The organism is Gilvimarinus sp. 1_MG-2023 (assembly GCF_030548285.1).
On record NZ_JAUOSC010001553.1, the window covers coordinates 1 to 242 of the forward strand.

At 60.3% G+C, this 242-nt stretch carries 1 protein-coding gene; it reads right to left on the reverse strand.

All coding sequences use genetic code 11. The features are described 5' to 3' along the window. Nucleotides 1-242, reverse strand: a 242-nt coding sequence (locus tag Q4563_RS22010; protein ID WP_303606054.1) for an NAD(P)/FAD-dependent oxidoreductase, incomplete at both ends; no start/stop codon positions are given.

Consider the following 242-nt stretch of genomic DNA (forward strand, 5'->3'; position numbering starts at 1 on the left):
TACCCTGATTACCGAGAAAACGCCGTGACCAGGCTCCGCCCGCCAACAACACCTGTTCACACCGGATTTCGCCTTTTTCGGTGACAACACCGCTGATTTTACCGGCCGACCTCACCAATGTTCGTACAGCACAGTGCTGGATCAGGGTTGCCCCTTTGGCGACGGCAGCCCTGGCAATGGCGCTGGTGGCAATCGCGGGTTCGGCCCGGCCGTCCGATGGCGTGTAAATACCGCCAACCCAC